The organism is Kitasatospora sp. NPDC048662, from assembly GCF_055587065.1.
On record NZ_JBVJHA010000002.1, the window covers coordinates 604132 to 629469 of the forward strand.

Below are 25338 nucleotides of genomic sequence, written 5' to 3' on the forward strand. Positions count from 1 at the left end.
TAAACCCTGACCCGTCCCACGCCCGCGCCGCCCCCGGCGGCTCCCCTCCCCCACCCCCGGCCGAGACCTTCGCCGCACTCGAAACCGCCCCCGACCCGGGCCCGGCGGTCGCGCCGACGGGCGTGCGCGCCGTGCGCCTGCGGCGCCTTCGGCCGGGGCTCCGGGTGGGTGGTTGGTCGGGGTGGGCGGGTACGGGGGTGGGGTGGGCGGGTACGGGGGTGGGGTGGGCGGGTACGAGTGTGGGTGAAAGGGAGAGGGGGTGGCCGGATGGCCGGCTCGCAGGCGTCGAGGGTGCGGGTGGCACGGCGGATCGCCACCGCGGCAGCGTATGGCGGTGGTGGGCTGGGGCTACTCGGGGTGGGGCTGGCGGGGGTGCTGCTGACCGAGAGCCGGCTGGCGATCCGGGCGATCGGGATCCTGGGCGGCGATCCGCCGCGCGCGGACGGCCTGCACGGCGAGGCGTTCGCCGATCCGGTGGATCCGCGTCCGCCGTTGGTGATGGCGTTCCTGGGCGATTCGACGGCCGCGGGCCTGGGTGTGCAGCGCGCGCAGGAGACGCCGGGCGCGCTGCTCTCCTCGGGGCTGGCGTCCGTCGCCGAGCGCCGGGTGCGGCTGGTGAACGTGGCGAAGTCGGGGGCCCGCTCGGGCGATCTCGCGGGGCAGGTGGAGCGGGCGCTGCCGCACAGCCCGGACATCGCGGTGCTGATGATCGGCGCCAATGACGTGACCAGGCACGCCCCGGCCGCCCGCAGTGTGCGGGAGCTGGGCGAGGCCGTGGGCCGGCTGGTCACGGCGGGCTGCGAGGTGGTGGTGGGCACCTGCCCGGATCTGGGCACCATCAAGCCGGTGCGGCCGCCGCTGCGCTGGGTGGCGCGCCGGTTGAGTCGGCAGCTCGCGGCGGCGCAGACCATCGCGGTGGTGGAGGCCGGCGGCCGGACGGTCTCGCTGGGGTCGCTGCTGGGCCCGGAGTTCGCGACCCGTCCGGAGCTGTTCGCCGCGGACCGCTACCACCCGTCCGCGCAGGGGTACGCGACGGCGTCGATGGCGTTGCTGCCCTCGGTGTGCGCGGCGCTCGACCTGTGGCCGCAGGACACGCCGTCGGCGGTGGGCGGTCCGCTGGAGCCGCAGGCGGTGCTGCCGGTGGCGGTGGCGGCCGCGGCGGCGGCGGGGCGGTCGGGCACGGAGGTGACGGCGGCGGGTCCGTCGAACGGCACCTGGCGGTGGGCGACGCTCAAGCAGCGCTTCCGGCTGGCACTCCCCGGCGGCGACCCGAGCGACCCGGACGAGCCGGGCGACCCGGCGGACCAGGGGGACCAGGGGCCGGAGGCGGTCGCGGACGGCGGGCCGCTGCGGGCGATCGCGTCGGCCAACTCACATCCGGAGGCGGATGACGCCGGAGCTACCAAGCGGTAACTTTCCCCGGGAGATCCACCGGATCGCATCCCGAGGTCACTCAGCGAGGAGCCCGCCATGCCCGAAGCCGTCATCGTCAGCGCCGCCCGTTCGCCGATCGGCCGGGCCTTCAAGGGTTCGCTGAAGGACGTCCGCCCGGACGACCTGACCGCGCAGATCATCGGTGCCGCGCTGGCCAAGGTCCCGCAGCTGGACCCGCGCCAGATCGACGACCTGATGCTGGGCTGCGGCCTGCCGGGCGGCGAGCAGGGCCACAACCTGGCCCGGATCGTGGCCGTGCAGATGGGCATGGACTACCTGCCGGGCGCCACCATCACCCGCTACTGCTCGTCCTCGCTGCAGACCACGCGGATGGCGCTGCACGCGATCAAGGCCGGCGAGGGCGACATCTTCATCTCCGCCGGTGTGGAGACCGTCTCGCGGTCGATCAACGGCACCTCGGACGGCATGCCGGGCACCACGAACCCGCTGTTCGACGAGGCGCAGGCGCGCACCAAGCACCGCGCGGAGACCGGCGGCGGGGAGTGGCACGACCCGCGCGAGGACGGCCTGCTGCCGGACGCGTACATCGCGATGGGCCAGACCGCGGAGAACCTGGCCGCGCTGAAGGGCATCACCCGGGCCGAGCAGGACGAGTTCGGCGTCCGTTCGCAGAACCTGGCCGAGGCCGCGATCAAGGCGGGCTTCTGGCAGCGCGAGATCACCCCGGTGACGCTCCCGGACGGCACCGTGGTGAGCGCGGACGACGGCCCGCGCGCGGGCGTGACGCTGGAGGGCGTGTCCGGTCTGAAGCCGGTGTTCCGCCCGGACGGCACCGTGACGGCCGGTAACTGCTGCCCACTGAACGACGGTGCGGCCGCGCTGGTGATCATGTCGGACACCAAGGCGCGCGAGCTGGGCATCACCCCGCTGGCCCGGGTGGTCTCCACCGGCGTCTCGGCGCTGTCGCCGGAGATCATGGGCTACGGCCCGGTGGAGGCGTCCAAGCAGGCGCTGAAGCGGGCCGGTCTGTCGATCGGCGACATCGACCTGGTGGAGATCAACGAGGCGTTCGCCGCGCAGGTCATCCCGTCCTACCGGGACCTGGGCATCGACCTGGACCGGCTGAACGTCAACGGCGGCGCGATCGCGGTGGGCCACCCGTTCGGCATGACCGGCGCGCGGATCACCACCACGCTGATCAACTCCCTCCAGTGGCACGACAAGCAGTTCGGCCTGGAGACCATGTGCGTGGGTGGCGGCCAGGGCATGGCGATGGTCATCGAGCGGCTGAGCTGACCGCCGCGGTGACGCCGTGACGGATGTCTCACCCGTCCGGAGTCACCGTAGGTAATTGAGGGCCGGATCACACCTCAGGTGCGATCCGGCCCGATTTTTTGCCTTCCGGGACCGAAATTGCGACGCACCGGATTGGATCAACTCCGCTGCGTGGAACGGTATTACCCAACAATTTAAGGACAAGTCGGAAAGTCACTGGCAAATCGGACATCAGCCTCTGCAGTAACGGGCGCGAATACGGCAGTGTGGAGCCGTAACCCCGTTCCGCTCCTCGTTGGGAGTACGTTCCGTGAGCGTCGTCTACACCTCCCTGCTGCTGGCTCTGACCGCCCTGACCGCCGCCGTCCTGCTCCACCTCCGCGCGTTGGGGCGGAAGTTGGACGCCGCGCAGCCCACCGCGCAGCCTGCCCCGCAGCTCGACGAGGCGCTGATACGCCGCGCCGTCACCGAGGCGCTCGCCGCCGACCGGGAGCGGGAGATCACCGAGGCCCGCGCGTTCTGGGCAGAGCAGGAGGCGCGCGCTGCCGAGGACGCGCCGCTGTTCGAGACCCCGTTCACGGCTGCCGGCGAGGACTGGCCGATCTTCTTCCCGCGCCCGACCGGACCGCAGGAGGCCGCCGACAACCAGGGGGTGATGGACCCGGAGTTCGGCGAGGCGCTGCGCCACGCGCTGGAGGACCTGGCCAAGGACGGCGCCGCGGACGGCGGTTCGGCGGACGGCGGCATCCGGGGCGGCGGTTTCCCGGCCCCGGCCGACAACAGCGACGTGAAGGCCCGCCGCGAGGCCGACCTGCTGGCCACCGGCCTGGAGTCCGGGCTGCTGGACGCCGAGAGCGAGCCCGCCGCCGCGCCCGACCCGCGCCGGCACCCCTCGCACCCGGACTTCGTGCCCAGCCCCACCCCGTCCCGGGAGTGGACCGACGACCGGCTCACCGCGCTCGCCGACGAGAAGATCGCCCTCACCGACGTGCGCCCGGGCCCGCTCGGCACGCTGGACGTGTACGCGTTCGCCGACGGCACCACGCTGTGCGTGGCCCCCGGCGACCGGGAGGCGGCGTACCGGCTGATCGACGCCGTCCGGGCCGGGGAGGACGTCCGGCTGTTGGGCGGCTCCCGGTTCTCCGGCTCGTACTCGCTGACCTTCGCCACCGACGGCGACACCGTCTACGTACTCGCCGACCGGGTGGTCGCCTCCATCTGAACCGGGCGACCATGGGCGTCGATCCGCGCGGCAAGGGGTTGCCCGGGCGGAGCGGCGCCCCTTCGGCGTTTTCCGACCGCCCGTCAGACGGTCAGCCGGTCGGTGTCCTCGACCTCGGCGAGCGCGGCGGCCAGCGCCTCGGGGTGTTCGGCGGCCGCGGCGGCCAGGTCGTGGCCGGTGACGGCGAGTTGGTCGCCGACCGCGAACGCCCCGCAGTTGGGGACGGGCAGCGGCGGCAGGCCCTCCAGCGTGCGGGCGGCGTCGGCCAGCCTGCCGGCCAGGGCGAGCACCGCGGCGGCCCGCGAGGGGTGGCCGGGGACGGCGCCCAGCAGGCGGCTCTGCGGCATCGCCCGGAAGCGGTCGGCCAGCCGCTCCACGGCGGCGGTCAACTGGGCGGGGGTGACGGGGTGGTGCTCGGACATGGCCCCGAGGGTAGCCAAGCCGGGGCCGGACGGAACGCGGCGGGCCCCGGAGGAATCCTCCGGGGCCCGCCGCGTCGTCAGCCGTGCGATCAGTCGTCGCCGCGCAGGATGGCGATCAGGCGCAACATCTCCAGGTAGATCCACACCAGCGACAGCGTCAGGCCGAAGGCGGCCCGCCAGGCCTCCCGCTCGGGGGCGCCGTACCGGACGCCCTCCTCGACCTCGTGGAAGTCGAGGGTCAGGAAGAACGCGCCGAGCGCGATGCCGACCAGGCCGACCACGATGCCGAGCGGGCCGGAACGGAAGCCGAAGTCGGCGCCGAGCATGGTGGCGATGACGTTGACGAACATCAGGATCACGAAGCCGATCGCGATCGAGATGCCGATCCGGGTGTACCGGGGGGTGACCCGGATCTTGCCGCTCTTGTAGGCGATCAGGGTGGCCGCGAACACCGCGGCGGTGCCCAGCACGGCCTGGATGGCGATGCCCTGCAGCAGGGTGTTGAGGGCCTTGCTGATCGCGCCGAGGAAGAAGCCCTCCAGGCCGGCGTACGTCAGGATCAGCGCCGGGTTGACGCTCTGCTTGAAGCTGATCACCAGGCCGATGATCGCCGCGGCGAACGCGGCGACGCCGGCCAGCGCGTAGTTCTCGACCGGAACCACGAACCAGGCCACCGCGCCGGCGGCGACCAGCATGAGCAGCGTCATCGCGGTGCGGGCGACCACGTCGTCCAGCGTCATCCGGCCGGTCTCGGCCGGACCCGCGGCGGGGGCGCCGTACATCTCGGCGAGCTGCTGGTCGGTCAGCGACTGACCGCCGGGCTGCGCGTAGACGTTGTTGGCGTACGGGTTGCCGTACGCCTGGTGCCCGGTCGGCTGCGTGCCGAACCCCGCGTACTGGTTGTCGCGGGTGAAGGACCCCTCCCGCGAGAAGACCGGGTTTCTGCTTCTCATCACATTCCCTCCGGGGTGGCACAGCACCACCCATACAGAGCATAAGGGTAATGGTTTGGCAAAGTATTCCGCGTCAGCCGTGAGGAGGATCCCGTGTCGGCTGCGCGGGGGGCCCTTGAGAGGGCAGGGTGGGGGACGCAACTGACACGCGATCAGAAAGGCGGCCCCCGGATGGCCGAGGAACTGTACGCCACCCTGAAGACCAACAAGGGCGACATCGTGATCCGGCTGCTGCCGAACCACGCCCCCAAGACGGTGAAGAACTTCGTCGAGTTGGCCACGGGCGAGCGCCAGTGGATCGACCCGAAGACCGGGCAGCCCAGCAACGCGCCGCTGTACGACGGCACGATCTTCCACCGGGTCATCGAGGGCTTCATGATCCAGGGCGGTGACCCGCTGGGCAACGGCACCGGCGGCCCGGGCTACAAGTTCGCCGACGAGTTCCACCCGGACCTGGCGTTCACCAAGCCGTACCTGCTGGCGATGGCCAACGCGGGCCCGGGCACCAACGGTTCGCAGTTCTTCGTCACGGTCGGCCCGACCACCTGGCTGACCGGCAAGCACACCATCTTCGGCGAGGTCGCGGACGAGGCGAGCCAGAAGGTGGTGGACGCGATCGCCACCACCGAGACCAACCCGCGCAACGACCGCCCGGTGCAGGACGTGGTGATCGAGAAGGTCGTGATCGAGACCCGCTGACCCGGGCCGCCACGACAGACACCGCGCCGCCCGCCCCCGGTTGTTCCGGGGACGGGCGGCGCGGTGTTTCGCCGACCGGACGTCAGTCGGTCTTGATGCTGGCGAGGATGTCCATCCGGGAGGCCCGGCGGGCCGGCCAGAGGGCGGCGACGATACCGACCACCGCGGCCAGGCCGAGGAAGATCACCACGCTGCCGTAGGGGACCGCGGTGGTCAGCCCGTTCAGGTCGACGGCGAGCACCCGGACGGCAGCCCAGGCCAGGAAGCAGCCGAGCCCCACGCCGATCAGGCCACCGAAGAGCGAGATCACCACCGACTCGACGCGGACCATCCGCTTGATGCCGCGCCGGTCCAGGCCGATCGCCCGCAGCATGCCGATCTCACGCTTGCGCTCGAACACCGACATGGCCAGCGTGTTGATCACACCGAGGACCGCGACCAGCACCGCCATGCCGAGCAGGCCGTACATGATGTTCAGCATCGTCGTGATGATCCGGCTGAACTCCTCGACCTTGTCCTTCTCGGTGAGCACCTCGATCACCGGGTTGCTGCCGGTGGCCTCCTTGACGGACTGCTTGAGCCCGGCGGTCGCGCCGTCCTTGCCCTTGACCAGGATCTCGGTGATGAAGGAGTCGGAGTCGTACTGATCGATCAGCGCGTTGGACGCGATGACGGTCGACAGGGCGTCGTTGCGCTCGAACACGCCGCCGACGGTGAGGTCCAGCGTCTTGCCCTCGGTCACCTCGACCTTGACGGTGGAGCCCGGGGTGAGGTTGTGCTTCCCGGCGAAGTCGTCGTTGACCAGGAGCTGGCCCTGCTTCAGCGCACCGGTCGAGCCGGACGTCAGGTGCACCGTCACCAACTGGTCGAAGGCGGCGGCGTCGAAGCCCTCGATCGCCTTGCTGTCCCCGTCGACCGTCCACATCACGTTGCCGACCGGGCTGGCCGCGGCCACCCCGTTCGCCTTGGCGACCAGCGGCGCCAGGTCGTGCGACAGCGAGTGGCGGTTGGCCATCGAGATCGTGTAGTCGGCCTTCATCGAGCCGCTGACCAGCCGGGTGACCGTGCTGGTGACCGAGTTGCCGATCACCGTGATCGCCGTGACCAGGGTCAGGCCGATGGTCAGCGCGGCCGCGGTGCTGGCGGTGCGGCGCGGGTTGCGGACGGCGTTGCGCCGGGCCAGCTTGCCGGGGGTGCCGAACACCTTGCCCAGCAGCGGGCCGACCAGGGCGACCACCGGCCGCGACAGCAGCGGCAGCAGGACGAACACGCCGATCAGGGTGAGCGGGGCGCCGAGCTCCAGATAGACCCGGCCGCCGCTGCCCTTGGAGAACGCGCCGAGCAGGATCAGGGCGATGCCGCCGCCGGCCACCAGCGTGCCGATCGAGTTGCGGATCACCATGCCGCGCTGGGTGCTGGGCATGTCACCGCTGCTCATCGCCGCCACCGGGGGGATCCGGGAGGCGCGGATCGCGGGGATCAGCGCGGACAGCACCGTCACCACGATGCCGGTCACCAGGGTGCCGATCACGGTGGCCGGGGCGATCACCAGCGAACCGGTGGGCATGCCCTCGTTCATGCCGGCCAGCAGGGACTGCATGCCGGCGCCGATGCCGATGCCGAGCAGCAGACCGGCCACGGAGGCGATCACACCGATCAGCAGCGCCTCGACCAGCACCGAGTTGGTGACCTGACGGCGGCTGGCGCCGACCGCGCGCAGCAGCGCCAGTTCCTTCAGGCGCTGCGCGATCAGCATGGTGAAGGTGTTGACGATGATGAAGATGCCGACGAACAGCGAGATGCCGGCGAACACCAGCAGCATGCTCTTCATGCCGGTGACCGACTGCTCCACCTGCTTGGCCTGCTCGTCCTTGAGCTGCTGGCCGGTGTCCAGGACGAAGATGTCGCCGGGCAGCTTGGCCTTGGCCGCGTCCAGCAGCGCGCTCTCCGCGACGCCGGACTTGGCGGTCAGCGCGATCGAGCTGTAGTGGCCGGGCTCCAGCAGTCGCTGCTGGGCGGTGGCGGTGTCCATCAGCACGAGCGAGCCGCCGGAGGTGACCTGCGGGTCGTCGGAGGTGAACACGCCGGTGAGCGTGGTGTCCTCGGCGGCGCCGTTGCCGGCCACCCGGACCTTGTCGCCGACCTTGTAGCCGGCCTTGTCGGCGGCCTGCTTGTTCAGCGCGATCTCGCCGGCCGCCTTCGGGCCGCGGCCCTCCGCCATCGGGTAGCGCGGGTCCTGGCCGGAGGCGTCCGGGGAGAAGTTGGAGCCCTGGGCGCTCCACGCCTCGCCGATCAGGTTGCCCTTCTTGTCGGCGACGGCGGTGAAGCCGCTGACCATGCCGCGGGCCCGCTCGACGCCCGGCAGGGCGGCGAGGTCCTTCACGGTGGCGTCGGTCAGCGCGTCGTGCTTCTTCTGCTCGGACTCCTTGGGGCCCTGGCTGGTGCTGCGGGCCCACCTGTCGGAGACCAGCACCGAGACGTCGGAGTAGCTCTTGGAGTAGCTGTTGCGGACGGCCTGGCCCATGGTGTCCGAGAACACCAGGGTGCCGGCCACGAAGGCGGTGCCCAGCATGACGGCGAGTGCCGTCATCAGCAGTCGGCCCTTGTGGGCCAGCACATTGCGCAGTGCGGTGCGATACATGGGGTCAGTCCTGGGGTGGTGTGGTCGGTCGGCTGCTGAGAGGCCGTCAGCTGGTGCGGCCCTTGGCGTCGAAACGACGCATCCGGTCGAGGACCGAGTCGGCGGTGGGGTTGGTCAGCTCGTCGACGATCCGGCCGTCGGCGAGGAACACCACGCGGTCCGCGTAGGAGGCGGCCACCGGGTCGTGCGTCACCATCACCACGGTCTGGCCGAGTTCGCGCACCGAGTTGCGCAGGAAGGAGAGGATCTCGGCGCCGGAGCGGGAGTCCAGGTTGCCGGTGGGCTCGTCGGCGAAGATGATCTCCGGCTTGGAGGCCAGCGCGCGGGCACACGCGACGCGCTGCTGCTGGCCGCCGGACAGCTGGGCCGGGCGGTGCGAGAGGCGGCCGGACAGGCCGACCGTCTCCACCACGCGGTCCAGCCAGGCCTTGTCGACCTTGCGGCCGGCGATGTCCATCGGCAGCGTGATGTTCTCCAGCGCGGTCAGCGTCGGCAGCAGGTTGAACGCCTGGAAGACGAAGCCGATCTTGTCGCGGCGCAGCTTGGTCAGCTGCTTGTCCTTCAGCCCGACCAGTTCGGTGTCGCCGATGGTCGCCGAACCGGAGCTGACGGTGTCCAGCCCGGCCATGCAGTGCATCAGGGTGGACTTGCCGGAGCCGGACGGGCCCATGATCGCGGTGAATTCGCCCTGGCCGAAGGAGACCGAGACGTTGTCGAGCGCGACGACGCGGGTGTCGCCTTCGCCGTAGACCTTGTTGAGACCGGTGGCGCGGGCCGCCGCCAGACCGGTGTGGGCTGCGTACGCGGTCGAGGTGCTCACGAAGGGGACTCCTGTCGGGGAGGTGCTGGCTCGTCACTGGCTGGCGGCCGGGACGTGCCTGCGACCGCTATCCCATCCTCTCCTCGATGATCATGGAATTCGTCGCTCCGCCGAACGGTTGCCGCCCCGCCCCGAGATGTACGACCACCGCCGCGCTCTCCTCCTTCGGTATGACCCGCACCCCGAGGAAGGGGCGGTGGCCGAGAACCGCCGGACGGTGGCCGAAATGACAGACGCTTCGTCAGATCGCATGGAAGCATGACAACTTCCGTCCCAAGAAATATGCGAAACCCTCGCCCGGCCGACTAGGCTCAGTAACCGAGTTCACGCGCTCCCAGGCCCAGATGGTGGAACGCAGACACGGGCAGCTTAAAACTGCCTGGCCGGAAGGTCGTGCCGGTTCGAGTCCGGCTCTGGGCACCAGCATGCCCACCTGTCGTGACCTGCGGTAATGGCCCGGTCACGGCCGATGCGCCGACCCGCCCCTGCGGATGTAGTGGGTCAGGGTGTCGTGGTTGCCCAGCCAGCGCAGGGTCAGGGGGCAGCGGGCGGCGGGGTACCAGTGCGCGGCGAGTTCGGCGAAGAAGGCGTCGTCGGCGCAGAGGCCGCCGGGGCGGTCGCCGAGGTAGAGCAGGTGGTCGCCGCGGTAGGCGCACAGGGCGTCGGCGGCCATCGGGTCGCGGTGCGGGGGCCAGATCAGGGCGAGGGCCCGGTCGGGGTGGGCGGCGGCGTCCTCGGCGGCCTGCCCGGGGCGGACGTCGGTCCAGCGGAAACGGTCGGTCCAGCCGTTGAGTTCGGTGCGGGCCTCGGCGTCGGTGGCCAGCACGTCGAGGCCGCGGGCGCGCAGCCGCGCGGCCCAGTAGCCGCTGCCGGCGCCGACTTCCAGCAGGCCGCGGCCGGCCAGCCGGTCGGCCGTCCAGTCGAGGGCGGTGCGGGTGACGGGCGCCCAGCTGTAGATCCGGGACAGTTCCTGTCGGCGTGGCAGCGGCGGTCCGGCGTCCGCCGGGAGGTGGTCGAACACCTCGACGACGGTGCCGTGCGGGCCCTCGCGGCGCAGCGCCGGGTACCAGAGCAGCGGCACCATCTGCGGGTTGTGGACGGCGAATTCGACGTCCGGTGCGGGCAGCAGCTCGGCGAGCTGGCGGAACGGCCGACCCCAGCCGGGGTGGTGGAGCTCGCCGCGCTCGGCCCAGAGCCGGATCAGGCGCTCGGCGGTCTGCGCGACCAGGCTCGCCGCCGGGTCGTCGGCTGCTGCCCGCACGGTGGGGTCAGAGCCCCATGTGGTCGGTGACCGCGAGCGCCATGTGGTCGGGCGTGACCAGCGCCATGTGGTCGGGCGTGACCAGCGCCATGTGGTCGGTGACCGAGAGCGCCATGTGATCGGGCGTCACGATCTCGCCGGCGGCCCGGTCGGCGGGGCGCTCGGCGGCGGTGGCGGTGGCGGCGGTGCCCACGACGGCCGCGGCGGCCAGCGCGGTGGTGGCGGCGGCGATCAGGGCGGTTTGACGGACGGTCAGTTCCATTGCGGCTCCCCCAGGTTGAGCGTCGGTGATGATCGACATGCTAGGCGGCCGGATTCGCGTGATCAATCCACTTCCCGAGAGGGGTATGAACACTTCGTTCAACGAATCCCGTTGACGCCGCATCGTTCACCAGAGCATGCTGACCACATGACCGACACCCCGCAGCAACAGCCCGCCGACCCGTTCTCCCCGCCGGACCCGGAGGCCGCCCGGGCGCAGCGCGTCTACGCCTCGCTGTTCCGGATCGCCGAGCGCCACGCCGCCACCGACGAGCAGCGCCGCCGCCAGACCAACCCGGCGATGCCCGCCCCGCACGAGGCGGTCCGGCTGGTGGCCTTCCTGCTCAGCGGCGCCGCCCTCGCCGAGGAGGGCGAGCCCGAGGTGGACCGCGCCGACCTGACCGCCGCACTGACCCTGCTCCCCCTGGTCCGCGCCGAACTCGACGAACTGGAAGCCGGGTTGCTCACCATGGCCCGCGGCCGCGGCATGACCTGGCAGGAGATCGCCTTCGGCCTCGGCCTCGGCACCCCCCAGGCCGCCCGCCAGCGCCACGAGCGCCTGAGCGACCGCACCGCCCCCGCCGACCAGGACTGACGGCGGGGGCGGCGCGGCCCGACGATCACCCGGTGTAGGTGATGTCCCAGTGCTCGCCCTTCTTGCCGTGCTTCTCCAGGACGTATTCGGCGGAGCCGGCCGTCCACTTCGGGTCCTTGGCCTCGCCCCGGGTGCCGGCCCGGTGGAAGTGGTCGGTGACGAAGGCGCCGACGCAGGAGTTGGGCCGGACGTCGATCTTGTAGCCGTTGCCGTGGGTCCGGGTGCCCGTCGTCCTGTGCGGGTGGACCTCGGCGGCGCCGGTGATCATCACCTCGCAGTGGCTGCGCTTCTTGAGGTCGATGGCGAGGTCGAGCGTTGCCGCGAGGATGCCGTCGAAGCTGGTGCAGCCGTTTCCGTTCTTGTCCGAGCAGCCCTTGCTGGAGGACCACTCCACATCGGCGGCACGCAGTCGCGCGGTGGCCTCGGCGTGCGTGAGCCGCGCCTGCGAGGCGTGGGCGGTGTCCGCGCCGGTGATCAGGCCGACGAGGGCCGCCAGGGCGAGGGCCGCCTCGGCGGCACGGGTCCCGGCGGTGACACCGAGGGTACGGACGTTGATGCGACGCATTGTCACTCCTTCGTGTTCGCCCCTGTGTTCGGGCATGGCGTGGCAGGCCCGGCATGGAGGGGAGGGGATCGCCGGGAGTGCCTCACCGGCTGCACCACAGCTTTGCGCGACCGGACGCCGGACTTCTACGCTGTGCGGTCCGTCGGCCCATACCGGAATATCCACGCCCTATACATGGGCCGCGACCTGGGATTATGCGCAGGCCGAGGCGAAGGGGTAGCACACGAATGCCGCACAGCCGACCCGGCGAACCCGCCGAGGAACCCGGTCCGTCGAGCACGCCGGCCCGCCCCGAACTGGCTCGCCTGCTGCGCCAGTGGCGGAGGGACGCCGGCGACTGGTCGCAGTCCACCGCGGCCAGGAAGGCCGGGCTCGCCCAGGGGACGCTGTCCCGCTACGAGACCGGTGCCCAGTTGGCCCCGGACCGGGTGGTCCGGCTCCTGGCCCGGCACTACCGGCGACCGGAGAGCGATCTCGTCCACGCGCTCGCCCTGTGCACCCGCGCCGAGCAGGAGGGGCGCGGCCCGGTCGGCGCCGAACCCGCGACGGCGGTCGCCGGTGGCGAGGCCGATGCGAGCGCGCAGCCGAATGCGGCGCCCGGCCCGGAGACCGGCCGGGCGCCCGCGGGATCCCGACGGCGGCTCCGGGCCCTGGCCGGTGTCCTGGCCGCCGCGTTGATCGGCGGCGGCCTCACCCTCGCCCTCCGGGACGGGCCTCCGACCGCCGGCCGCCCGGGCTCGTCCGCCGCGCTGCCACCCGCCCCGGAGGCCTCCGCGCCGTCCGCCGGGGCGATCGCCTCCTGCGCCGGCGAGAGCTGCGTCCATGTCGAGCCGACGACCACGGTGTGCCAGAACGACGCCGTCACCACCGACCGGGGCCGCGAGTTCGGTGTGCTCGTCGAGCTCCGTTACAGCGCCGGCTGCCGCGCCGTCTGGGCCAGGATGGACGGCGGTTCCCCCGGCGACCGCATCCAGGTCTTCGGCACCGAGGGGGACCCGCCCGAGCAGGAGGAGTACCGGCAGCAGAGCGGGCACACCGCGCACACCAAGATGGTGCGGGCCGGCACGTCCGGCGGCGCCCGGGCCTGCGCGATGATCGACGCCCGCGGCACCTTCTGCGCCACCCCGCTCCCCGAGCCCGACCGCGCCGGGTCCGTCCGAACAGTCGGCTGACGGGACGCCAGGACCGACGGCGGCCCGGGAAAGCCCGAAGGCCCCCACCCGGCGGGGGTGGGGGCCTTCGTCAACTGAGTGCTGTACTCCGCCCGGCAGCAAGGCCGGCTGAGCACCACGGAGGACGTGGTCCGGCGGCGTTGCCGGGCGGAGGGCCTCCGACTCGTAACCCGAAGTGGCGGGTCTGGTCGCTTACTTGCTCGCGGCAAGCTCCTTCTTCGGCTCGGCCGCGGCGGCGGGCTTCGGCGGGGCGGAGGCCTCCTGGAAGGCGTCGAACGGCTTCTCCATCTCGGAGAGACCGACCGTCTCGCGCTTGAGGAACATCGCCAGCGTCCAGTCGGTGAAGACCCGGATCTTGCGGTTCATGGTGGGGACCATCGCGCCGTGGTAGAGGCGGTGGAAGTACCAGGCGAGGCGGCCCTTGAGCTTGACCTTGCCGAACAGGATCGCCACACCCTTGTGCAGGCCGAGGCCGGCCACCGCACCGAGGTTCTTGTGCTTGTACTCGGCCTGCGGGAAGCCGCGCATGCCGGCCACCACGTTGTCGCCGAGGACGGCGGCCTGACGGACGGCGTGCTGCGCGTTCGGCGGGCACCAGGCGCCCTCACCGGCGGCCAGGTCGGGGACCTGGGCGTTGTCGCCGGCCGCCCACACGTAGTCGAAGCCCTGGACCTGCAGGGTCGGCGCGGTGTCGACGTGGCCACGCGGGCCGAGCGGCAGACCGAAGCGGTTGACGACCGGGTTCGGCTTCACGCCGGCGGTCCACACGATGGTGGAGGCGTCGAACTCCATGCCGTTCTTCAGCACCACGTGCTGGTCGACACAGGAGTCCATCGAGGTCTCGATGTAGACCTCGATGTTGCGCTCCTCCAGGCGGCCCTTGGTCCACAGACCCAGGTCGGGGCCCATCTCGGGGAGGATGCGGTTGGCCGCCTCCACCACGATGAAGCGCATGTCGTCGCGGCTGACGGTCTTGTAGATCTTGGCGGCGTCGCGCGCCATGTCCTCGATCTCGGCGACCGTCTCGATGCCGGCGAAGCCGCCACCGATGACGACGAAGGTCAGCGCCTTGCGGCGGACGTCCTCGTCGGTGGTGGACTCGGCCTTGTCCAGCTGCGCCATGACGTGGTTGCGGAGGCTGATCGCCTCTTCCACCGTCTTCATGCCGATGCCGTGCTCCGCCAGGCCCGGGATCGGGAAGGTGCGGGAGACCGAGCCGGTCGCCACGACCAGGTACTCGAAGGGCAGTTCGTAGGCGTCGCCGGCCGCGGGCTGGATGGTGGCGACCTTGCGGGCGTGGTCCACCTCGGTCACGTGACCGGTGAGCACCTCCGCCTTCTTCAGGGCGCTGCGCAGGGGCGCGACGAGGTTGCGGGGGGCGACGTTGCCGCCGGCCGCCTCCGGGAGGAAGGGCAGGTACGTCATGTACGACCGCGGGTCGACGACCGTGACGGTCGCTTCGCCGTAGCGCATCTTCTTGAGGATGCGCATCGCGGCATACAGGCCGACGTAACCACCGCCGACAATGAGGATGCGAGGACGCTCCGTGGTGCTCATGTCCGAAAGTATCCACCCCCGCCTGACGGACCATTCGTGAGGCCCATCACAAGCTCCTGGACACTGGGTGCTACACTGCGCGCCCGCATTTCCGGCCCGGGGCGGCCCCGCCGCCTCCACCGCCCGCCCACCATGATCGCCGTGGCACTCGGTGCCGCGCTGAGCAGCAACGATCCTTGCGGCGTACGGGTTCCCGAGTGCGCTTTCGATTTCTTCGGCGCGAGCGGCGGGTTGCCTGCGATCCCACGAACCACCCGCCCCGGACGCCTTCGGTCCCACATATCGGACGGACCGGACACCGCGCTGGGCCGAAAGACCCGACCGCCATGTGAAGAAATTCACGAAGCTTCTTGCCGAGACGTGCCGGGAGGCCCTCCCAGGGCCTCCCGGCGCGCCCGGATCAAGCGATCGACCAGGCGATCCCGTCGAGGATGTCGTGCTCGGAGACCAGCAGTTCGGCGGCCCCGGTGCGCTCCATGATCTCCAGCAGGACCAGCGCGCCGGCCGCGATCACATCGACCCGGCCGGGGTGCATCACCGGGACGGCGGCCCGCTCGGCATGCGAGGAGTGCAGCAGCCACTCGGCGGTCTCCCGCACCTGCTGGACGGTCAGCACCGCGTGGTGGATCAGCTCGGAGTCGTAGCCGGGCAGTTCCAGCGCGATCCCGGCGACCGTGGTGACGGTGCCGGCCAGGCCGACCAGGGTGGCGCCGTCCTTCAGCGGGACGCTCGCCTCGACGGTGTCCAGCGCGGCCCGGATGTCGGCCCGGGCGGCGGCGATCTGCGCCTCGGTGGGCTGCCCGCCCGCGAAGTGGCGCTCCGTCATCCGCACGCAGCCGATGTCCATCGAGTGCGCGGCCCGCACGTCCTGCTCGCCGAGCACGAACTCGGTGGAGCCGCCGCCCAGGTCGAACACCAGGTAGGGCGGGCGGTGCGGGCCTCCGAGCAGCTCGCGGGTGGCGCCGGTGAAGGAGAGCCTGGCCTCCTCGTCGCCGCTGACCACGCTCGGGGTGATGCCGAGGATCTCCCGGACACCGGCGGTGAACTCGGCGGCGTTCTCGGCGTCCCGGGAGGCCGAGGTGGCGACCATCCGGATCCGCTCCGGGCCGACCCCGTGCGCGGCGATGATCTCCGCGTACTCGCGGCAGGCCGCGAAGGTGCGGTCCAGCGCCTCGGGGTGCAGCCGGCCGGTCCGGTCGACGCCCTGGCCGAGCCGGACGATCAGCATCCGCCGGTCCAGATCGACGATCTCCCCGGTCTCCGGATCCAGGTCGGCGATCAGCAGGCGGATCGAGTTGGTGCCGCAGTCGATCGCGGCGACCCGGACGGTGCTCACGACTCGCCGCCCTCCTCCGCCTGGCGCGCCGCGCGCTCGGCCCGCTCGGCGGTCAGCGCCTCCTTGGCGGCGATCACCGCGGCGTGGTCCTCGGCCTTGGCCTTGTTGCGGGCGACCCGCTCACCGGCGGCCTCGACCTCGGCGGGGCTGACGCACGGGCCCTTGGCCCACCACTCCTCCAGCATGCCGATCGCCTCGTCGCCCAGCGGGTTGACGCCCTCGCCGGCCGCCAGCGAGTGGCCGACCAGCACGTGCAGGCACTTGACCCGGTCGGGCATGCCGCCGGCGCTGGGGAAGCCCTCCAGCACCTCGATGGCGTCCCGGCGGGCGATGTAGTCCTCGTGCGCGGCCTGGTAGGCGGCGGCGAGCTCGGGGTCCTCGGCGAGCCGGGCGGTCTGCTCCTTCATCACGCCGTCCGCCTCCAGGGTGCCGATCAGCGAGGCGGCCTTGGGGCAGGTCAGGTAGTAGAGCGTCGGGAACGGCGTGCCGTCGGGCAGCCGGGGCGCGGTCTCCACCACGTCCGGGTTGCCGCACGGGCAGCGGTGGGCGACGGCGCGCAGCCCGCGCGGCACCCGGCCGAGCTGGGCGGCGATGGCGGCGACGTCGTGGTCGGAGACGGGAGGGTTCTGGTTGCTCATCAGGAGTCTGTTCGTCAGGTGGAGGACGGGGTGTCAGGGTGCTGCGGGTGGTGCGGCGAGTGCGGTGTCGGCGGCGTCCACCGAGTCCCAGAAGGTGGAGTACCACGGGCGGGCGGCCTTGGGCCGGCCGGCGCTGTCCGAGGCGGACTGCTTCTCGCCCGGCGCGGGCGGCGGGGCGACCGAGACGAACGGGGTCTCGCCCGGCAGCGCGTAGTGCAGCCGCTCCCGGGCCTGGGCCTTGACGAACTCCGGGTCCTGCCAGCGGGCCTTGGCCCGGCGCAGCTCGTCGACCTGCTGGCGGGCGTGGTCGGCCTTGGCCCGCTGATCGGCGATCTCGCCGCGCTGCGCGATGTACTGCCGGGTCGGGTACGCGAGTATCGCCACCAGCGAGCACAGGACGAGGACCAGCACGGTGGCCCGGCTGGTGAAGCGCGGGCGCGCCGCCAGTCCGGGAATTCTCCACTTGGCCATCTGGTCGCCCCTCCTGCGCATGCCGGTGCCCCGGCCCCACCCTACGCGGTGGAAGCCGGGGCACCGGTCACAACAGGCTCGGCAAGCAGCCCTTGCTGTGCTTACTTGTCCGCAGGGCGGCTGTGCTCACTTGTCCGCGGAGCGGCTGTGCTCACTTGTCCGCGGAGCGGCTGTGCTTACTTGTCCGCAGAGCGGAAGCGCGGGAAGGCGCCACGGCCCGCGTACTCCGCCGCGTCGTCGAGGATCTCCTCGATGCGCAGCAGCTGGTTGTACTTGGCGACGCGCTCAGAGCGGGCCGGGGCGCCGGTCTTGATCTGGCCGCAGTTGGTGGCGACGGCGAGGTCGGCGATGGTGACGTCCTCGGTCTCGCCGGAGCGGTGCGACATCATGCAGCGGTAGCCGTTGCGCTGGGCCAGTTCGACGGCGTCCAGGGTCTCGGTGAGCGAGCCGATCTGGTTGACCTTCACCAGCAGCGCGTTGGCGGTGCCGGTCTCGATGCCCTTGCGCAGGCGCTCCGGGTTGGTGACGAACAGGTCGTCGCCGACCAGCTGGACCTTGTCGCCCAGCTTGTCGGTGATGGCCTTCCAGCCGTCCCAGTCGGACTCGTCCAGCGGGTCCTCGATGGAGACCAGCGGGTAGGCGGCGACCAGCTCGGCGTAGTACTCGATCAGCTCGGTGGCCGACAGGGCCTTGCCCTCGAACTGGTAGGCGCCGTCCTTGTAGAACTCGGAGGCGGCGACGTCCAGGGCGAGCGCGACGTCCTTGCCCGGGGTGTAGCCGGCCTTCTTGATGGCCTCGGTGATGAGGTCGAGGGCCTCGCGGTTGGAGTCCAGGTTCGGGGCGAAGCCGCCCTCGTCGCCCAGGCCGGTGGACAGCCCGCGCTCCTTCAGCACGCCCTTGAGGGTGTGGTAGACCTCGACGCCCCAGCGGACGGCCTCGGAGAAGGACTCCGCCCCGATCGGGGCGATCATGAACTCCTGGATGTCCACGTTGGAGTCCGCGTGGGAGCCGCCGTTGAGGATGTTCATCATCGGGACGGGCAGCACGTGGGCGTTCGGGCCGCCCAGGTAGCGGAACAGCGGCAGGTCGCTGGCCTCGGAGGCGGCGTGCGCGACGGCGAGCGAGACGCCGAGGATGGCGTTGGCGCCGAGCGAGGACTTGTCCGGGGTGGCGTCCAGGTCGAGCATGGCCTGGTCGATCAGGCGCTGCTCGGTGGCGTCGTAGCCGACCAGCTCCGGGCCGATCTGCTCGATGACGGCGAGGACGGCCTTCTCGACGCCCTTGCCGAAGTAGCGGTTCTTGTCGCCGTCGCGGAGCTCCAGCGCCTCGAAGGCGCCGGTGGAGGCACCCGACGGGACAGCCGCACGACCGGTGCTGCCGTCGTCGAGACCGACCTCGACCTCGACCGTGGGGTTGCCGCGGGAGTCGAGGATCTCACGGGCTACGACGACATCAATGGACGGCACGAGGCATCTCCTAGCGGAAGCGGATGTGTGGTCGTTACGCCCAGAGCCTAGCCGCAGACATGCCTGCGGCCACGCGCGGCCGGGCGTCGTCTCACCGTGTGGCCCGGCTACTCACTGGTAGTTCACCTGTTTGCCCGTCGGCGGTGCGCCCCGGGCGGCGCGAACTGCTGTGCGCACGCCCGGAGCGGACGGATCGTCAGGCGAACCGGGGGACCGTTCGACCGCCGGGCCGGAGTCGGCCGACCCGCGCCGTCACAGCGCCAGCACCTGCCCGGGCATGATCACATCGGGGTCGGCGCCGATCACCGCGCGGTTCGCCGTGAACAGCTGCTCCCAGCCGCCGGAGACGTTCCGTGCGGCGGCGATCCCGGAGAGCGTGTCGCCCTCCTGCACGGTGTACTTCCCGGCGCCGGTCTGCGCCGGCGCGGCGGCCGGGGCGCCCTGCTTCGGAGCCTTGGACTGCTGCTGCGTCTTCGACTGCTTCTGCTTGGGCGCGGACGAGCGCGGCTGCGAACGAGAGGCGGTGTCCTCGGAGCTGTCGCCGCCCCGGGACAGGCCGGCCTTGATCGAGCAGGACGGCCAGGCGCCGGGCCCCTGGGAGGCGAGCACCCGCTCGGCCACCGCGATCTGCTCGGTGCGGGTGGCCTGGTCGGCGCGGGGGGCGTACTCGGCGCCGCCGTAGGCGCGCCAGGTGGAGGAGGAGAACTGCAGGCCGCCGTAGTACCCGTTTCCGGTGTTGATGCTCCAGTCCCCGCCGCTCTCGCACTGGGCCACCTGGTCCCAGGTGTCGGCGGGTGCGGCTGCCGCTCCGGTGGCGGACAGCAGGGGCAGGGCCAGGCCCACGGAGGCGACGCCTGCGGCGGCGACGACCTTCTCGGCCTTGGTGCTACGGCGGTGACGTCCAGTACCGGCGAACAGCATGGGACTTCCTCTCCGCACGCCTACGAGGTGAGCTGTCGGGTTCGGACCGGGAGGCTGGCCCGGCCGCCTGGGACTCCGGACGCGGTTGCGTCCGCTCCCCGGCGGCTTCACCCCAAGCCGTTGGGACTACGGCGTTCACACCTGGTTCCCCCGCTCCTGTCCGATTCCTGGTCGGTGTCCCGAGAGCGCGGCGGACAGGACTCGGCGTGCCGCGTTCGGGGCCCGCAGCTGCGGGCAAATCGGAGAGTAAGCAGAGCTGACGAGCAATCACAAGCTCATATCACCGGTATCACGTCGAAATTACGGACCTCCACTTCTCGTGCACAAACCGTCCATATATGTCCGATTCGCCCGGGGTGGGGGCGCATCACGCGCCCCCACCGGGTCCACGGAGGGTCACGTGCGGGGGCTGGGCGGCGGCGGTCGAAACCGGGTCAGCGGGGCGTGAAGGAGACCGGGAGTTCACGCAGCCCGCGCATGATCAGCCCACCCCGCCAACGGAGTTCGGCCGGATCGGCGGCCAGCTGGAGATCCGGCAGCCGGGTCAGCAGTGTGCCGATCGCGCGCTGCCCTTCGAGCCGGGCCAGCGGCGCGCCGATGCAGTAGTGGATGCCGTGACCGAAACCGAGGTGCGGATTGTCCGAGCGGGCCAGATCCAGGGTGTTCTCCTCGGAGAACCGGGCCGGGTCGCGGTCCGCCGCCGCCAGCACCACCAGCACCGGGTCGCCCACCGGGATGTCCACCCCGCCGATGCTCAGCGGCCGGGTGGCGAACCGCCAGGTCGCCAGCTCCACCGGCCCGTCGTAGCGCAGGAGTTCCTCGATGCCGGTCTCCAGCAGGCCCGACTCGCCGCGCGCCAGCGACTCCTGGAGCAGGGTGCGCTGAACAGGGTTGCGAAGTAGGGCAAATGCCCCATTACCGATCAGATTGATGGTGGTTTCGAAGCCGGCGAACAGCAGGATGAAGGCCATCGCCGCGGCCTCGTTCTCGGTCAGGTGCTCGCCGTGGTCGCCGGCCCGGATCAGGCCGGAGATCAGGTCGTCGCCGAGGTCGGCGCGCTTGCGGTGGATCAGGTCGGCGAGGTACCCGCGGATCTGCTTGACCGCGCGGCCCACTCCCCCGCGCTTTCCCCCCGTGTGCCGGATCATCATGCCCGCCCAGTCGCGCAGGTCGTCCTGGTCCTCGGGCGGGACGCCCAGCAGGTCGCAGATCGCGTAGATCGGCAGCGGGAAGGCGAATTCGTGGATCAGGTCGGCCTCGCCGCGCTCCGCGAAGGAGTCGATCAGGCGGTCGGTGAGCTGCTGCACCCGCGGTTCGAACGCGGCGACCCGGCGCGGCGTGAACGCCTTCGACACCAGGCGGCGCAGCCGGGTGTGGTCCGGCGGGTCGATGTTCAGCAGGTGGGTCATCAGGTCGGCCTGCCGCTCGCCCGGGATGCCCACCCGGCCGGTGCGGTGCGCCTGTTCGCTGTGGTGCGCCGGGTTCTTGGAGAGCCGGGAGTCGGCCAGCGCCTGCCTGGCGTCCGCGTACCGGGTGACCAGCCAGGCCTCCACCCCGCTCGGCAGTGTGGTGCGGTGCACCGGGGCGTGCTCCCGCAGCCAGGCGTACGCCGGATACGGGTCGGCCGCGAACTCCCAGGTGAAGAGTTGCGGGTGGGCGGCGTGGGGCTGATCTGGCATGTCTTGACCGTATCTGGAACCGCCGTCGCGTGAGTCTGGTCACCTGGCGGGTAATTGCTGTTGCGGAGAGTCGGGGCGAGCCTACGATCCTCCGCAAGAACCCCAGTGGGCGGCGTGCGGACCGCCCGCGGTTCGCTCTGAAAGGGGAGCAGGCCATGCGAGTAGCCGGTGCAGTGGTGGTCATCGCGGTGCTCGACGGAGGCGAGGGGGCCGACCTGGCCCGCCGGTTCTCCGCCGCCGGCGCCGCCGGCCTGCTCATCGCCGATCTTCGCCCCAACGTCGCCGAGGACCTGGCCGCCGAACTCGACCGTCCCGGCTGCCCGGTGGTCGGTGTGTCCGGTGACGTCCACCACCCGGCGGACATCGCCGCGCTGGTCGAAACCGCCGCCAAGCACCTCGGACCGATCGACCTGTTCGCGGTCGCCGGCCCGGACGGCGAGCGGATCGTCCAGCTCGCCGAGCTGCCGGGCCACCTCGACCCGCTGGCCGAGCTGCTGGCCCTGGTCGGCGAGGCGATCGGCGAGGTCGTGCCGGCCCAGCGCCGCCGCCCGGTCACGGACGTCCCGCTGGCGAGCTAGGGTCTGACGGCCGGTCAGTCGCCCTCGGACAGTCCTTCGGCGGCGCGTACCGCCCGGCGGTAGCGCCGGGCCGCCGCCCGCAGTGCGGCGTCCACGTCCACACCCTGGTCGTAGGCGCGCTGCGCGACCGCCAGCAGCAGCTCTCCCGCCGACTCGGCGGTGAGTTCGGCGGGCAGTTCGTACGGCGCGTCCGGCACTCCGGTGAACTGCGCCCGGCGCACCCGGGAGACCAGCTTCGCCGCGTACGCCAGCGCGGGCAGGCCCGCGGGGACGCCGTCCAGCACCGATTCGCGCTGCTTCTCCGCGGCCTTCAGCTGCTCCCAGTTGGCCTCCGTCTCGGCGGAGTCCCGGACGCTGACGTCGCCGAACACGTGCGGGTGGCGGTACATCAGCTTCTCGACGATGTCGCCCGCCACGTCGTCGATGGAGAACGGGTCCTCGGCGTCCTCCTCGGCGATCCGGGAGTGGAAGAACACCTGCAGCAGCACGTCCCCGAGTTCCTCGCGGAGGGTCGGCCGGTCGTCCTCCTCGATCGCCTCGACCAGCTCGTACGCCTCCTCGACCAGGTACTTCACCAGGCTCCGGTGGGTCTGCTCGGCGTCCCACGGGCAGCCGCCGGGCGAGCGCAGGCGGTCCATCACCGAGACCAGGTCCAGCAGCCGGGCGCCCGGCAGGTCGTACGAGCCCGGCAGCACCTCGATCTCCGGGTGCTCGCCGGCCTCCTCCACCGCGATCCGGGCCAGCGCGTCGGTCAGCCCCGGATCGCCGTCCGGGCTCTCCAGCCACACTGCGGGGGCCAGGGCGAGCAGCTGCCGGGCCAGCGCCGGGGCGGAGCCCCGTTCGATCAGCCGGGGCTCGACGCCGGCGGCGCGCAGCGCGGGCAGCTGCGGGTGGTCGGCGACGCCGGCCAGCACCACGGGCGCCGAACGGAGGGCCTCCCAGGCCGGCCAGCCGAGCAGGCCCGGGGCGACGCGGTGGGTGGTGGTGAGCAGGATCAGCTTCGGAGTGTCCACGGCACCGAACCTACAACGACGGCGCGCGGGGCGGACCAGCCGTTTTCCCGAGACGGGAACACTCACGCCGCGGGTTGCAGCATCAGCTGGCGGGTGACGGACAGCAGGTCGGCGGGCGTCAGCTCGGCCAGCAGCGAGCCGGCGTGCTCGATCAGCGCGGCAGCCGCGTCGGTGAGCGCGGCGTCGTCCAGCGGGCGGCCCGGCAGCGGGAGGCTGTCGGCCAGTAGGGTCTGCGCGACGGTGTACAGGTTGGCGCTGGCCGCCTCGCGGATCGTCAGCGACAGGTGCGTGGAGGGCGCGCCGTCCTCGGCGCGGGCGCGGTGCGCGAACCCGCGCGGCACGTACAGCACTTCACCCGGCTGCAGGACGGTCTCCAGCAGCACCTCGCCCGGGTCGCCGTCCTCCCGGTCGGGCACCCAGTTGCCGTCGGCGGGACCGCCGTGCACCCACCAGCGCTTGGCCCCCGAGATCTGCACCACCAGCACGTCCGCGTCGTCACGGTGCACCGGGCGGCCCTGGGAGCCGGGCGGCGTGAGGAACCAGAACGCCTCGACCTGCCGGCCGATCTCGGCGGCCAGGCCGCGGGCCAGCTCGCGCACCCCGTCGTGCCACTGGTCCACGTAGCGCAGCAGCAGCGTCGCCTGCTCGTCCCGGATCAGCGCCCGCACGGCCGCGCCGTCGGCGTACCCCCCGACCACCTCGCCGAGCACCACCCGCGGCGGGCAGAACCGCTCGACGGGCAGATGGGCGTCGCGCTGCACCAGGCCCAGGTACGGCACCTTCAGCAGGCCGTGGTCGAGCAACCGGTCGAGTTCGGCGGCGGGCAGCACGTCCACCGGCGGGCGCTCGGGGCGCAGCACGGCCGGGGTGGTGCGCCACAGCTCGGTGCGGAACTGCTCCTCGTCCGCGACGAAGCGGCTCAGCCAGGTCTCGGTCATGGTCAGGTCTCCTCTGGTGCGGTCTGCTCGGGCGGTCTGCTGGACGGTCTGCTTGGGCGGTGGTTCGGGGCGGTGGGTTCAGGCGGTGGGGCGGCTGCTGTACGCGGCGCGGCGGGCGGCGGACACCAGCTCGGCGGGGTCGGCGGTGGCGAGCCGGGTACGCAGGTGGTCGAGCAGCTGCGAGCCGGCCTCCAGCAGGTCGTCCTCGTCGCGGGGACGGGCAGGCAGTTCGAGGCCCTCGGTGAGCAGGGCGCGCAGCTGGGTGCGCAGGTGGACGCTGCAGGCCTCGCGCAGAGCGATGGTGAGGTGCAGGGACGGCCCGTCCTCGGTGGCGCGGGCGGTGTGGGCGTAGCCGTTGGGCACGTACAGCACCTCGCCCGGGTGGATCACGGTGTCCAGCAGGCACGGGCCCGGGTTGTCCTCGCGGACCGGCTGCCAGTTCGGGTCGGTCGGCCCGCCGTACACCTGCCAGTGCTTGTTGCCGCTGAGCTGGATGACCAGGATGTCGCCCTCGTCGCGGTGCACCGGCCCGTGCCGACCGGGCTGCGAGTAGAACATGAACGCCTCGGTGAGCCGGCCCAGGCTCTCGGACAGGCCGGTGGTCAGCGCCCGCACCCCCGGGTGCCAGTGGTTGAGGTAGCGCAGCTGGAGCGTGGCGTTGCGGTCCCGGATCAGCGCCCGCACCCGCTCCGGGTCGAGACACCCCTCCAACGTCTTGCCGGCGATCACCCGCGGCGGGCAGTACTCCTCCTGCGGCACGGTGCCCTCGACGGTGAACAGCCCCGCGTACGGGTCGCGCAGCGTGCCCTCGTCGATCAGGTCGAACAGGCTCTCCACGGTGAGCACTTCGGTGGGCGGGTCGGCGGGACGGAGCACCACCGGCCCCTGGCGCCAGTGCCTGCGCAGAAAGGTCTCGGTGTCGTCGACGCAGCGGTCCAGCCAGTCCATGGCGGTGTTCCTCTCCGATTTCCGGGCGGATCAAGGGGGTTGGGAGTTGGGGCGGGGTGGACGCGGGGCGCCGGCGGCGGCGATGCCGCCGGCGACCCCGGGCGTGGATCGGTGGATCAGATGACGTCGGGGTAGCACTCGCCGCAGCCGTCGGTGGTGGCGTGGCCGGCGCTCACCGACGGCGCGGTCGCGGCCTGGGCCGAGACGGCCGGCGCGAACACCGCGCCACCCACAGCAGCGGCGACGGCCACCGACAGCGCGGCCTGACGGGCCAGCGCAGCGAACTTCGACGCGGACTCAGTGTTCTGAACACCCATGACAGGGCTCCTTCTTGGTTGGTGAGAGAGGACGAGCGGGAGATGGATCAGATGACGTCGGGGTAGCACTCGCCACAGCCGTCGGTGGTCGCGTGACCCGCGCTCACCGACGGCGCGGTCGCGGCCTGGGCCGAGACGGCCGGCGCGAACACCGCGCCACCCACAGCAGCGGCGACGGCCACCGACAGCGCGGCC

At 72.0% G+C, this 25338-nt stretch carries 24 protein-coding genes, 1 tRNA gene, 1 pseudogene and 1 riboswitch; of the genes and pseudogenes, 8 read left to right on the forward strand and 18 right to left on the reverse strand.

What is annotated here, in order from left to right; genetic code table 11:
• Positions 1 to 267 precede the first annotated feature (267 nt).
• From ACZ6R9_RS08680 to ACZ6R9_RS08690, 3 genes are all read left to right on the forward strand, one after another.
• Entirely contained in the window at positions 268 to 1413 is a 1146-nt protein-coding gene (locus tag ACZ6R9_RS08680) for an SGNH/GDSL hydrolase family protein (protein ID WP_380479808.1), read from the forward strand.
• A gap of 57 nt (positions 1414 to 1470) precedes the next feature.
• Positions 1471 to 2691 carry an acetyl-CoA C-acetyltransferase gene (locus ACZ6R9_RS08685; protein WP_380479806.1) on the forward strand — a complete coding sequence of 407 codons (1221 nt, stop codon included), beginning with the start codon at positions 1471 to 1473 and terminating at the stop codon, positions 2689 to 2691.
• Between the two features lie 289 nt (positions 2692 to 2980).
• Entirely contained in the window at positions 2981 to 3892 is a 912-nt protein-coding gene (locus ACZ6R9_RS08690; protein ID WP_465537282.1) for a hypothetical protein, read from the forward strand.
• A gap of 83 nt (positions 3893 to 3975) precedes the next feature.
• On the opposite strand, the gene ACZ6R9_RS08695 is transcribed toward ACZ6R9_RS08690, so the two are convergent.
• Both ACZ6R9_RS08695 and ACZ6R9_RS08700 read right to left on the reverse strand, forming a co-directional pair.
• Complete coding sequence (locus ACZ6R9_RS08695; protein WP_465537283.1) at positions 3976 to 4314, reverse strand: hypothetical protein; 339 nt, start codon at positions 4312 to 4314, stop codon at positions 3976 to 3978.
• Positions 4315 to 4403: 89 nt separating this feature from the next.
• Positions 4404 to 5267: a Bax inhibitor-1/YccA family protein gene (locus tag ACZ6R9_RS08700; protein ID WP_380479800.1), complete on the reverse strand. Its 864-nt coding sequence runs from the start codon at positions 5265 to 5267 to the stop codon at positions 4404 to 4406.
• A gap of 171 nt (positions 5268 to 5438) precedes the next feature.
• On the opposite strand from ACZ6R9_RS08700, the gene ACZ6R9_RS08705 reads away from it, so the two are divergent.
• The gene (locus tag ACZ6R9_RS08705) at positions 5439 to 5966 is read left to right on the forward strand and encodes a peptidylprolyl isomerase (RefSeq protein WP_380479798.1); all 528 of its coding nucleotides are present in this window, start codon (positions 5439 to 5441) and stop codon (positions 5964 to 5966) included.
• 82 nt (positions 5967 to 6048) lie between these two features.
• Here ACZ6R9_RS08705 and ACZ6R9_RS08710 read toward each other — a convergent pair whose 3' ends face one another.
• Both ACZ6R9_RS08710 and ACZ6R9_RS08715 read right to left on the reverse strand, forming a co-directional pair.
• Positions 6049 to 8607 carry an ABC transporter permease gene (locus tag ACZ6R9_RS08710; protein WP_465537286.1) on the reverse strand — a complete coding sequence of 853 codons (2559 nt, stop codon included), beginning with the start codon at positions 8605 to 8607 and terminating at the stop codon, positions 6049 to 6051.
• Positions 8608 to 8653: 46 nt separating this feature from the next.
• Positions 8654 to 9427: an ABC transporter ATP-binding protein gene (locus ACZ6R9_RS08715; RefSeq protein WP_380479794.1), complete on the reverse strand. Its 774-nt coding sequence runs from the start codon at positions 9425 to 9427 to the stop codon at positions 8654 to 8656.
• 338 nt (positions 9428 to 9765) lie between these two features.
• Here ACZ6R9_RS08715 and ACZ6R9_RS08720 point away from each other — a divergent pair.
• A tRNA-Leu gene (locus tag ACZ6R9_RS08720) sits at positions 9766 to 9850 on the forward strand.
• 37 nt (positions 9851 to 9887) lie between these two features.
• Here the strand turns inward: ACZ6R9_RS08720 and ACZ6R9_RS08725 are convergent.
• Positions 9888 to 10688 carry a hypothetical protein gene (locus tag ACZ6R9_RS08725; RefSeq protein WP_465537288.1) on the reverse strand — a complete coding sequence of 267 codons (801 nt, stop codon included), beginning with the start codon at positions 10686 to 10688 and terminating at the stop codon, positions 9888 to 9890.
• 7 nt (positions 10689 to 10695) lie between these two features.
• Positions 10696 to 10950: a hypothetical protein gene (locus ACZ6R9_RS08730; RefSeq protein WP_465537290.1), complete on the reverse strand. Its 255-nt coding sequence runs from the start codon at positions 10948 to 10950 to the stop codon at positions 10696 to 10698.
• A 147-nt stretch (positions 10951 to 11097) separates the two neighbouring features.
• Between ACZ6R9_RS08730 and ACZ6R9_RS08735 the strand changes: the two genes are divergently transcribed.
• Complete coding sequence (locus ACZ6R9_RS08735) at positions 11098 to 11544, forward strand: DNA-binding protein (RefSeq protein WP_380479789.1); 447 nt, start codon at positions 11098 to 11100, stop codon at positions 11542 to 11544.
• A 25-nt stretch (positions 11545 to 11569) separates the two neighbouring features.
• Here the strand turns inward: ACZ6R9_RS08735 and ACZ6R9_RS08740 are convergent, their stop codons facing one another.
• Positions 11570 to 12109 (reverse strand): hypothetical protein, encoded by a 540-nt coding sequence (locus ACZ6R9_RS08740; protein WP_380479787.1) that lies wholly within the window; start codon positions 12107 to 12109, stop codon positions 11570 to 11572.
• Positions 12110 to 12336: 227 nt separating this feature from the next.
• On the opposite strand from ACZ6R9_RS08740, the gene ACZ6R9_RS08745 reads away from it, so the two are divergent.
• Positions 12337 to 13281 (forward strand): DUF2690 domain-containing protein, encoded by a 945-nt coding sequence (locus tag ACZ6R9_RS08745; RefSeq protein WP_465537292.1) that lies wholly within the window; start codon positions 12337 to 12339, stop codon positions 13279 to 13281.
• Between the two features lie 192 nt (positions 13282 to 13473).
• Here ACZ6R9_RS08745 and ACZ6R9_RS08750 read toward each other — a convergent pair whose 3' ends face one another.
• The 7 genes and pseudogenes from ACZ6R9_RS08750 to ACZ6R9_RS08780 form a co-directional block, all read right to left on the reverse strand.
• A complete protein-coding gene (locus tag ACZ6R9_RS08750; protein ID WP_380479783.1) occupies positions 13474 to 14838 on the reverse strand; it encodes an NAD(P)/FAD-dependent oxidoreductase in 1365 nt (454 codons plus the stop codon).
• A gap of 400 nt (positions 14839 to 15238) precedes the next feature.
• Positions 15239 to 16174 (reverse strand): Ppx/GppA phosphatase family protein, encoded by a 936-nt coding sequence (locus ACZ6R9_RS08755; RefSeq protein WP_380479781.1) that lies wholly within the window; start codon positions 16172 to 16174, stop codon positions 15239 to 15241.
• A gap of 131 nt (positions 16175 to 16305) precedes the next feature.
• A pseudogene (locus tag ACZ6R9_RS08760) lies at positions 16306 to 16849 on the reverse strand (DUF501 domain-containing protein); the annotation flags it as partial.
• Positions 16846 to 17283, reverse strand: coding sequence for an FtsB family cell division protein (locus tag ACZ6R9_RS08765; protein WP_380479779.1), 438 nt, complete (start codon positions 17281 to 17283; stop codon positions 16846 to 16848). The pseudogene ACZ6R9_RS08760 and the gene ACZ6R9_RS08765, both read right to left, overlap by 4 nt.
• 176 nt (positions 17284 to 17459) lie before the next feature.
• A complete protein-coding gene (gene eno, locus ACZ6R9_RS08770; protein ID WP_380479778.1) occupies positions 17460 to 18749 on the reverse strand; it encodes a phosphopyruvate hydratase in 1290 nt (429 codons plus the stop codon).
• A gap of 252 nt (positions 18750 to 19001) precedes the next feature.
• Positions 19002 to 19670, reverse strand: coding sequence for a LysM peptidoglycan-binding domain-containing protein (locus tag ACZ6R9_RS08775; RefSeq protein WP_465537296.1), 669 nt, complete (start codon positions 19668 to 19670; stop codon positions 19002 to 19004).
• Positions 19671 to 19673: 3 nt separating this feature from the next.
• A riboswitch (cyclic di-AMP (ydaO/yuaA leader) is annotated at positions 19674 to 19857 on the reverse strand.
• A gap of 247 nt (positions 19858 to 20104) precedes the next feature.
• On the reverse strand, positions 20105 to 21349 hold the full coding sequence (locus ACZ6R9_RS08780; RefSeq protein WP_380479774.1) for a cytochrome P450 family protein: 1245 nt from the start codon (positions 21347 to 21349) through the stop codon (positions 20105 to 20107).
• 155 nt (positions 21350 to 21504) lie between these two features.
• On the opposite strand from ACZ6R9_RS08780, the gene ACZ6R9_RS08785 reads away from it, so the two are divergent.
• On the forward strand, positions 21505 to 21927 hold the full coding sequence (locus tag ACZ6R9_RS08785; protein ID WP_380479772.1) for an SDR family NAD(P)-dependent oxidoreductase: 423 nt from the start codon (positions 21505 to 21507) through the stop codon (positions 21925 to 21927).
• 14 nt (positions 21928 to 21941) lie between these two features.
• On the opposite strand, the gene ACZ6R9_RS08790 is transcribed toward ACZ6R9_RS08785, so the two are convergent.
• The 4 genes from ACZ6R9_RS08790 to ACZ6R9_RS08805 all read right to left on the reverse strand — a co-directional run bounded on the left by ACZ6R9_RS08790 (position 21942) and on the right by ACZ6R9_RS08805 (position 25143).
• The gene (locus ACZ6R9_RS08790) at positions 21942 to 22940 is read right to left on the reverse strand and encodes a nucleoside triphosphate pyrophosphohydrolase (RefSeq protein WP_465537299.1); all 999 of its coding nucleotides are present in this window, start codon (positions 22938 to 22940) and stop codon (positions 21942 to 21944) included.
• 62 nt (positions 22941 to 23002) lie between these two features.
• Entirely contained in the window at positions 23003 to 23878 is an 876-nt protein-coding gene (locus tag ACZ6R9_RS08795) for a JmjC domain-containing protein (RefSeq protein ID WP_380479768.1), read from the reverse strand.
• 78 nt (positions 23879 to 23956) lie between these two features.
• Positions 23957 to 24826, reverse strand: a complete 870-nt coding sequence (locus tag ACZ6R9_RS08800) for a JmjC domain-containing protein (RefSeq protein ID WP_465537302.1) — start codon at positions 24824 to 24826, stop codon at positions 23957 to 23959.
• 116 nt (positions 24827 to 24942) lie between these two features.
• On the reverse strand, positions 24943 to 25143 hold the full coding sequence (locus ACZ6R9_RS08805) for a hypothetical protein (RefSeq protein WP_380479764.1): 201 nt from the start codon (positions 25141 to 25143) through the stop codon (positions 24943 to 24945).
• Positions 25144 to 25338: the final 195 nt, after the last annotated feature.

Coding starts and splice junctions, on each gene's coding strand:
- ACZ6R9_RS08680 (WP_380479808.1), top strand. CDS start 268: ATGGCCGGCTCGCAGGCGTCGAGGGTGCGGGTGGCACGGCGGATCGCC.
- ACZ6R9_RS08685 (WP_380479806.1), top strand. CDS start 1,471: ATGCCCGAAGCCGTCATCGTCAGCGCCGCCCGTTCGCCGATCGGCCGG.
- ACZ6R9_RS08695 (WP_465537283.1), bottom strand. CDS start 4,314: ATGTCCGAGCACCACCCCGTCACCCCCGCCCAGTTGACCGCCGCCGTG.
- ACZ6R9_RS08700 (WP_380479800.1), bottom strand. CDS start 5,267: ATGAGAAGCAGAAACCCGGTCTTCTCGCGGGAGGGGTCCTTCACCCGC.
- ACZ6R9_RS08705 (WP_380479798.1), top strand. CDS start 5,439: ATGGCCGAGGAACTGTACGCCACCCTGAAGACCAACAAGGGCGACATC.
- ACZ6R9_RS08710 (WP_465537286.1), bottom strand. CDS start 8,607: ATGTATCGCACCGCACTGCGCAATGTGCTGGCCCACAAGGGCCGACTG.
- ACZ6R9_RS08730 (WP_465537290.1), bottom strand. CDS start 10,950: ATGGAACTGACCGTCCGTCAAACCGCCCTGATCGCCGCCGCCACCACC.
- ACZ6R9_RS08735 (WP_380479789.1), top strand. CDS start 11,098: ATGACCGACACCCCGCAGCAACAGCCCGCCGACCCGTTCTCCCCGCCG.
- ACZ6R9_RS08740 (WP_380479787.1), bottom strand. CDS start 12,109: ATGCGTCGCATCAACGTCCGTACCCTCGGTGTCACCGCCGGGACCCGT.
- ACZ6R9_RS08745 (WP_465537292.1), top strand. CDS start 12,337: ATGCCGCACAGCCGACCCGGCGAACCCGCCGAGGAACCCGGTCCGTCG.
- ACZ6R9_RS08750 (WP_380479783.1), bottom strand. CDS start 14,838: ATGAGCACCACGGAGCGTCCTCGCATCCTCATTGTCGGCGGTGGTTAC.
- ACZ6R9_RS08765 (WP_380479779.1), bottom strand. CDS start 17,283: ATGGCCAAGTGGAGAATTCCCGGACTGGCGGCGCGCCCGCGCTTCACC.
- ACZ6R9_RS08775 (WP_465537296.1), bottom strand. CDS start 19,670: ATGCTGTTCGCCGGTACTGGACGTCACCGCCGTAGCACCAAGGCCGAG.
- ACZ6R9_RS08780 (WP_380479774.1), bottom strand. CDS start 21,349: ATGCCAGATCAGCCCCACGCCGCCCACCCGCAACTCTTCACCTGGGAG.
- ACZ6R9_RS08785 (WP_380479772.1), top strand. CDS start 21,505: ATGCGAGTAGCCGGTGCAGTGGTGGTCATCGCGGTGCTCGACGGAGGC.
- ACZ6R9_RS08795 (WP_380479768.1), bottom strand. CDS start 23,878: ATGACCGAGACCTGGCTGAGCCGCTTCGTCGCGGACGAGGAGCAGTTC.
- ACZ6R9_RS08800 (WP_465537302.1), bottom strand. CDS start 24,826: ATGGACTGGCTGGACCGCTGCGTCGACGACACCGAGACCTTTCTGCGC.
- ACZ6R9_RS08805 (WP_380479764.1), bottom strand. CDS start 25,143: ATGGGTGTTCAGAACACTGAGTCCGCGTCGAAGTTCGCTGCGCTGGCC.